The sequence below is a fragment of the Pseudomonadota bacterium genome (assembly GCA_039028935.1).
GTDB lineage: Bacteria > Pseudomonadota > Gammaproteobacteria > Steroidobacterales > SZUA-146 > SZUA-146.
Window position 1 is genome coordinate 21,713 of the sequence record JBCCHD010000043.1, and the last position, 6,958, is coordinate 28,670.

Consider the following 6,958-nt stretch of genomic DNA (forward strand, 5'->3'; position numbering starts at 1 on the left):
GATATCGTTGCAACGCATCGCTATACCACTTTCGTGCTATGCGAGACGTTTTTGATAATCATGTAGTTGTGCAGCCCTTCGGTGCCGCCTTCACGCCCGTAGCCACTGTGTTTGACACCGCCAAAAGGTGTTTCGGGTAGCGACGCTTCGAGTGTATTGATGGACACGTTGCCGGCTTCGAGTTCTTCGATCAGCCGATCAGCATAGTCCGAACGATTCGTGAACCCATAGGCAGCCAGTCCGTACGGTACTGAATTGGCTTGAGCAATACCCTCGTCGAGGCTTGCCACGGGATTCACCACCGCAAGCGGACCAAACGGCTCTTCCTGCATGACCCGCGCATTGTCCGGCACATTGGCCAACACGGTGGGCTCGAAAAAGTAGCCCTTGCCGGCCATTGGTTTACCGCCAGTCAGCAGACGCGCGCCCTTAGCGACGGCGTCCTCCACGAGTGAAGCCAGAGCCGGCGGGCGGCGTTCGTTGGCCAACGGACCCATGTCGATTCCGGGGTCTGTGCCGTTGCCTACCACGGTAGCGGCTGCACGTTCAACGAACGTATCAAGATAGTCATCAAAGATGTGTTCATGCACAAAAAACCGGGTGGGCGATGTGCACACTTGCCCGGCGTTTCGCATTTTGCGTAGTGCCCCGCTTATCGCTGCCGCTTCTACATCGGTGTCTTCGCAAACAATCACCGGTGCATGGCCGCCCAATTCCATGAGCACCGACGTCATGTACTGCGAGGCGAGGGTAGTGAGATGACGGCCGACACTGGTCGAGCCGGTAAAGGCCACGAGTCGCACCTGCTCTTTGGATATCAGGTGTTCTGAGATCTGTGATGGTGTGCCAAAGACCAAATTAAGTACGCCCGGCGGGAGACCTGCGTCGTGCAGCGCACGGGCGATATGCAGGGCGCCGGCCGGTGTTTCTTCCGCGGCTTTCAAAATGATCGAACACCCTGACGCAATGGCGCCAGCCACTTTCCGGCAGGGTTGGCTCATGGGAAAATTCCACGGCGAAAACGCCGCCACGGTGCCAATGGGCTGTAGATGCACGATGTAACGCACGCCCGGAGCACTGGGAATCACTCGGCCATAGGTGCGCGTGGCTTCACCCGCATCCCATTCGAAAAATTCACAGCCTCGTATCACCTCAAGTCGGGCCTGAGGGAGTGGTTTGCCATGTTCGGCCGTAATGGCCAGCGCGATCTCTTCTTGCCGTTCACGCATGAGTTGGGCTGCCGTGAACAGCACATTGGCGCGCTCGACAGGCGGCGTGCGACTCCAACGTTTAAAGCCGGCGGCGGCCGCCTCGAGCGCATCGTCCAGGTCGGTAATGCCCGCATGCGGCAATCGCCCAATCTCGTCCTCTGTCGCTGGATTCAATACCGGCAGGTCTTCGCGGGTTGTGCGCCACTGTCCATTAATATAAAGCGCTAATTCAGGATACGTGTCCATAATCGAGTCCATTATTCTAATGCGGGTAGTTTATCGGATTGTGGCTTGAGATCATGGCGCGATGCAGCGTGGTAGAGGCTGTCCGGTTAGACCGGACCGATGACGCTCGAGCCCTGGCAGTTCGCCGCACGTCGATAACCGCACTCTCTCGATATAGTATAGCGGTGCGGTCCACCACAGTGGGTGTCCGCCGCCTTTTTCGTTTTTTTTCCAATAGGTGATCCAGTGTCTAACTACTCTAAACTCGACGCCAAAGACCACGCTCGCGAGCACATGCGCGGCATTTGGGCAGCGGCACTTAATCCATTTAACGATGATTTGTCGTTTGACGAGGTGGGCCTGCGCGCCAATATCCGCCACTGGATTGATGATTTGCGAATTCAAGGCCTGTTTATTGCCGGCAAACAGGGCGAGTATTTTTCGATGAGCCTGGAGGAGCGCAAACGAAATTTCGAGGTGGCAGTCGACGAGTGTGATGGTAAAGCGGGAGTGATCGTGTCGGTGTCGGATCAGAACTTTGATACCGTGAAAGCGCTGTCACACCATGCCCAGAACTGTGGGGCGGACTACATTGTTGTGCACGCGCCCACACTCAGTTTCGTCCATGAACGGGGCGAGGTACTCTATCAATATTACAAAGCACTGTGCGATGAACTCGATATCGGCATTGCGATGTGGAGTCATCCTGACACCGGCTATCTGATGCAGCCCGAGGAGTGTGCACGAATTGCTGAGCTACCGAATATTGTGGCGATCAAGTATTCGGTGCCCCGCGAGATGTACGTCAAGCTCACGCATATGGTCGGCGACAAGATTCAGGTGTCGACCTCGCTCGAAGACGATTGGCTCGACAATATCGAAGAACTCGGCTGGCAACTCTATCTATGCTCCTCGCCGCCCTATCATCTGCAGACCAAACACGACACGCGCATGCATGACTATACCCAGCTGGCGTTTGAAGGGAAATTCGATGAGGCACGGCGTGTGCGCGACAGCCTCGAACCCGTTCGCAGCGCGATGAGGCAGAGCAAGCCTGCCGATAAGCCACAGGCTTTTGGAAAGTACTGGCAGGAACTACTGGGACAGGTAGGCGGGCGAGTCCGGCCACCGATGTTGGAGATGAGCGAGAAAGAGAAAGAAGTGGTGCGGGCGGCATTCGATCAGTGTGGGCTTAAGCGATAGTGCGGTTGAGTTGAGCGTTGGGGGCAAATTCACATAGACGCGGTGTTAAAACCTGTCAGGCATGCGGACGCCCAATGACCTACCGCAAAAAGTGGGCGGCGAGTTGGGATGAGGTGAAGTACTGCAGCAAAGCCTGTCGATCGGCCGGCGTGCCCGATGTGCTAATGGCAACGATTTTGGCGTTACTGGATAAGCGGGACGGGAAAACGATCTGTCCAAGCGAAGTGCTGAATACAGCAGATAAGCAGGACCCCAAAAAAATGGAGCGCGTAAGAGGTGCCGCGCGACTACTTGCTCATGAGGGCAAACTACAGATCACGCAGCGTGGTCAGATCGTCGATCCGAACACTTTCAAAGGGCCCATTCGATTACGACGAGCATGATGCGCAGTGTGTGTAGCCCACAGTTTATGCCATCTGTTTGGCGGGGCGGGGTCGGGCATTCTGTGTGTTTTCCGGTAACACGAGCTTGCGAATCATCTGCGTATCGGCCACTTCATTCAGAGTGTCGACTACGTGTACCTGATTGCGGCCGTTGTTCTTGGCTGCGTAGCACGCCGCATCAGCCAGTCGAATGAGTGCACCGGCATCGGCGGCACTGGCCGAGCAGGCCGCACCAATACTGACACCGAGCGTATAGATTTGCGTGCCCCAGGCAAGACGGTAGGAAGCGACTTCATTACGAATTCGCTCTGAGCGACGACGTGCCTGCTCAAGAGTGAGTGCCGGCATTAAGATGCAGAACTCATCGCCACCCATGCGGGCAATTACGTCGTTTTCTCGAATGTTCGAACGCAGGATCCGCGTGATATCAACCAACGCTCGATCGCCCGCCGCGTGGCCGGCGGAGTCATTGATGTCCTTAAAGCGATCAAGATCGAGGTACAGCAAAAAGTGTGTTTGCTCCGTATCGTCCGCGTTCAAAATGGAGTGCAACATTTGCTCGAAGGCACGACGATTGAGTAAGCGCGTTAAGCTGTCATGATTAGCTTGCCAACTCACTTCACGACGTGTTTTTTCTAGACTGTGCAGCAATAGCGCCATGTACGGGCCGAGCAGAATCATCAGGCCGGCAATGGTGGCGGAGAATTGTGGCTGGTTTTGCCAGTACTCGCTCACACTGTAGACGAAACCAAATCCCAAAATGGACATAGCGCCCGCGATGAACAAGTAGCGCATGCCGTACACCATCCCGCTACCTAGCATGATCCACAAGTAAAACAGGGCTACCGGATCGACGGTGCCGGCACCAAGATACAGACCGGCGGAGACACCAGCGACATCTAGCGAGATACCCAGCAAGTTACGCGATGCGCTGGAGGAAGGCCGGAGCCACATGTCGGCGCAGATTGCTAACGCGCCGAGAGCGTAGACCAACACACCATACTGAATCAGTGTGTGTTGAAGGGGAGGTCCTTGCAGTGTGGCGGCGTGACTCACCCACACGACAATGGCGACAATGATCGCGGCCACAACACGCGTTACCGCTTCGAAGCGATCCCGATCGATACTGTAGTGTTCCGGTTCTCTGGCCATGGTTCCAGATTACGGATACGCCAAATTTTTGTCGTGATAGCGTTCACGTCTACCGCATTTTCAGCCGGTAAACTGAGCATGCGGACCGCCGATTTACGTAAAACCTAGTTAGAAACCCTGAGAGCGTATTGACTTAACGTGCCCGTTGTCGAACGCGCTCATTATGGTGAAGGGGATGAAAACAAATCACCAAAAAAATCACCTTCGTTCCACGTAGGTCGTTCAGTCGCGTCTGCGATCGCTTTGAGAATATAGTAATTCACTTCTGCAAACTTGGCGCCGGCCGCAAAGTCTATGTCTCGGTTTAATTCATCGCTGGGTTGATGATAGTGCGTTCGCAAGAATGCGTTGAGTTGTTCAAGACCTTTGCCTTTTCCGTCTACGGAATCGGTACCGGTCGCTAACATGATTGCTGGCACCCCTTGTTGCACAAAGCGGTAGTGATCGGATCGCACGAAGATGGCTTGTTGTGGAAAGGGATCGGGAGCCAGCCCCAGTCCCATTTTTGCCAGCGCAGTGCGCATTGATTGTTCGAGGCTCGAATGCGTGGCGCCAAAGCCAATGACATTCGTAAAGTCATAGGTAAGCACCGGCATGTCGAGATTGACATTCGCCACAATCGATTCGATGGGTACGGTGGGATTGCGCGCGTAATAGTCGGCACCCAGCAACCCTTTTTCCTCCGCCGTGACCGCAAGGAAGATCACCGAGCGGCGAGGTGGATCGGACTGCAGTGCTCTGGCGGCTTCAAGCATCGCGGCAATACCAGCCGCGTTATCGAGCGCCCCATTGTATATCGCGTCGCCGTCGACCGGCGTGCCAATGCCAAGATGGTCTAGATGACCGGTGATGACCACATATTCGTTTCGTAGCACCGGATCCGTTCCGCGCACCATGCCCACTACGTTCGCACTCACTTTGTCTTCGTATCGATTACCGGCTTTGAGCGATAGACGGACCGGTAACGCAAATCCGCTAGGCGCACCCTCGTTTGCTTCTTGGCGAATGGTCTCATAGGAACGCGGTGCACCGTCGAACAGCAGTCCGGATGCATCAGGTGACAGGATTCCACCAATTCGAATCGATGGCGCGCTGGTATGGGGCACGCCGTTTTTATCGATCCATGAAAGCGACATGCGGTTCGGGTTTTGGGTCATGCGTACCCACGGCGCGCGCATTTCGAGCAGATCGGTGTACACAGTAATGCCGGCTTTCGCCCCGTATTTCTGTGCGGTTTTGGCTTTGTTCGCCCCAGAACTGTAATAAGCGCCTTCCTCACTCGGCCAGCCCTTTGGAAAGCCGGAGATACTCACGACAATTTTGTCGCGTACGTCTAATCCCTCGTAGTCGTTGTGGCCACGATTTGGCGCATCAATGCCAAAACCGACAAACACTGCCTCGCCTTCGAATTCGTTTACCTCGTCAATTGGTGAACTGCGCAGCAAAAAGTCGTGTTGAAAGACGAGTTCTGTCGACTCGCCCGGTCGAATCAACGTCAGGCTGATCTGATTGGTGTTGCGCCACGAGGCGCGCAGGGGTACTGGTTGAAACCACGATCCGTCTGCCCCCCCTGGAACCAGTCCCATGAGTTCAAATTGAGTGGCGACGTATTCCGCGGCAATATCGTAGCCTGCGGTGCCGGCTTCGCGGCCCTCGAGCAGATCGCTGGCCAAAAACTGCACGTGAGCTTTGAAAGCGTTAGCCGAAAACGCGGGCGTCGACTCGGTGCCGATGTCGGTCGACGTGGCACAGGCGGCGAGAAACAGGCAGGCAGCGAGAATTCTTTTCATGTAGCAATCCGATGAATGCAGCAAGATCGAGCGATTGGTCCGGCGCACCGCTTAGGCGGCAACCGTCAAAGGAAAGAGCGTCAGACGATAGCACGTTGTTGGCATGACAGCGTGACACGTCGACAATGGCCAACGACTTCGTATAATCGACATTAACTCCGTTGAATAGGATTGCGCGATGCTGTTAAACACGCCTACCGTCGACACTGGCTGGACCGCGGCCGATTTCACGTTGCCGGATTTTGACGGCAACTCTGTGACGTTGGACAGCGTTAAAGGTCAAAATGGCTTTTTGGTTGCGTTTATTTGTAACCACTGTCCCTATGTGAAGGCGATTGCTGATCGATTCGTGCAGGATGCTGCGATTCTTGCCAGTCAAAATTTTGGTGTTGTCGCCATTAATTCCAATGACTATCTACGCTATCCCGACGACAGCCCGCCCAAAATGAAAGAGTTCGCGGGTCGGCATGGTTTTGACTTTCCGTATCTTGTCGATGAAGACCAGTCCGTCGGCCGCGCATACGATGCGGTATGCACACCGGATTTTTTTGGCTTTGATGCCAATAGCCAGCTTCGCTATCGCGGTCGGCTCGACGATGCGCGCATGGCCAATGCAGACAACCGCGTTGCGGAACTGGTGAATGCGATGCAACAGATCGCCCGTACCGGCGAGGGGCCAGTTGAGCAACACCCGAGTATGGGCTGCTCGATCAAATGGCGCAGTTGATCGTCTGTGCGAATAGGGTGTTGATAGAGTCTCTAGCGCTCGTCCAGGTGATGGCGCAAGGTCCCGCCTCTGATCGATTCCCGGCTTTAAGAAAAGGCCCGCTGCGAAAACAGCGGGCCTTTTTCCATCGGATGGCGAGACCTATCTGTCAAAGCGGTCTAAATTCATGACCTTGGTCCAGGCGTTAACAAAGTCGTCAACGAATTTCTCATCAGCATCATCTGACGCATACACTTCCGCGATGGCGCGCAATTCGGAATGCGAGCC

The 6,958-nt window shown here is 55.1% G+C and carries 6 protein-coding genes; 3 read left to right on the forward strand and 3 right to left on the reverse strand.

What is annotated here, in order from left to right; genetic code table 11:
• Positions 1-20 precede the first annotated feature (20 nt).
• Complete coding sequence (locus tag AAF465_15095) at positions 21-1,457, reverse strand: NAD-dependent succinate-semialdehyde dehydrogenase (GenBank protein MEM7084054.1); 1,437 nt, start codon at positions 1,455-1,457, stop codon at positions 21-23.
• 273 nt (positions 1,458-1,730) lie between these two features.
• Here AAF465_15095 and AAF465_15100 point away from each other — a divergent pair, with 273 nt between their 5' ends.
• Together AAF465_15100 and AAF465_15105 are read left to right on the forward strand one after the other, a co-directional pair.
• Positions 1,731-2,639 carry a dihydrodipicolinate synthase family protein gene (locus AAF465_15100; GenBank protein ID MEM7084055.1) on the forward strand — a complete coding sequence of 303 codons (909 nt, stop codon included), beginning with the start codon at positions 1,731-1,733 and terminating at the stop codon, positions 2,637-2,639.
• 17 nt (positions 2,640-2,656) lie between these two features.
• Positions 2,657-3,022 (forward strand): DUF2256 and DUF3253 domain-containing protein, encoded by a 366-nt coding sequence (locus AAF465_15105; protein ID MEM7084056.1) that lies wholly within the window; start codon positions 2,657-2,659, stop codon positions 3,020-3,022.
• Between the two features lie 24 nt (positions 3,023-3,046).
• On the opposite strand, the gene AAF465_15110 is transcribed toward AAF465_15105, so the two are convergent.
• On the reverse strand, positions 3,047-4,174 hold the full coding sequence (locus tag AAF465_15110) for a GGDEF domain-containing protein (protein MEM7084057.1): 1,128 nt from the start codon (positions 4,172-4,174) through the stop codon (positions 3,047-3,049).
• Between the two features lie 161 nt (positions 4,175-4,335).
• Positions 4,336-5,964, reverse strand: coding sequence for a M28 family metallopeptidase (locus tag AAF465_15115; GenBank protein MEM7084058.1), 1,629 nt, complete (start codon positions 5,962-5,964; stop codon positions 4,336-4,338).
• A gap of 178 nt (positions 5,965-6,142) precedes the next feature.
• Between AAF465_15115 and AAF465_15120 the strand changes: the two genes are divergently transcribed.
• Entirely contained in the window at positions 6,143-6,691 is a 549-nt protein-coding gene (locus AAF465_15120; protein ID MEM7084059.1) for a thioredoxin family protein, read from the forward strand.
• The last annotated feature ends 267 nt before the right edge of the window (positions 6,692-6,958 follow it).

Excerpts from the sequence above, each read along its gene's own strand:
- AAF465_15100 (MEM7084055.1), top strand. The coding sequence starts at position 1,731 with ATGCGCGGCATTTGGGCAGCGGCACTTAATCCATTTAACGATGATTTG.
- AAF465_15095 (MEM7084054.1), bottom strand. The coding sequence starts at position 1,457 with ATGGACACGTATCCTGAATTAGCGCTTTATATTAATGGACAGTGGCGC.
- AAF465_15115 (MEM7084058.1), bottom strand. The coding sequence starts at position 5,964 with ATGAAAAGAATTCTCGCTGCCTGCCTGTTTCTCGCCGCCTGTGCCACG.
- AAF465_15120 (MEM7084059.1), top strand. The coding sequence starts at position 6,143 with ATGCTGTTAAACACGCCTACCGTCGACACTGGCTGGACCGCGGCCGAT.
- AAF465_15110 (MEM7084057.1), bottom strand. The coding sequence starts at position 4,174 with ATGGCCAGAGAACCGGAACACTACAGTATCGATCGGGATCGCTTCGAA.